Genomic DNA, 237 nt, shown 5'->3' with positions numbered 1-237 from the left:
GTCTCCAGCGATAAAATGGCAGCAGGACAGGAAAAATCAGCAGCAGAAGCAGCGCCATGCGCCAGTCGATAAACAAAGTCACCACAGCCACGGTCAAAGGCGTGATCACCGCATTGGCGATCAGATTGGCAATGGTCAGCACATAGGTCAGGTTTTCATCCACATTGCCAAGCAGCGTGGCATTGATTTCGCCTGAGCGTTTATCCTGCAATTCCTCCAGCGGAATGCGCCGCAATT

Annotated in this window: 1 pseudogene; it reads right to left on the bottom strand. The window is 52.3% G+C overall.

What is annotated here, in order from left to right:
* Nucleotides 1–237 (bottom strand): annotated as a pseudogene (locus tag HBA93_RS23440) (hypothetical protein); the annotation flags it as partial.

Origin of the sequence: Ochrobactrum sp. SFR4 (assembly GCF_019730395.1) — a bacterium.
Taxonomy (GTDB): domain Bacteria; phylum Pseudomonadota; class Alphaproteobacteria; order Rhizobiales; family Rhizobiaceae; genus Pseudochrobactrum.
This window is presented reverse-complemented; position numbering and strand designations above follow the sequence as displayed.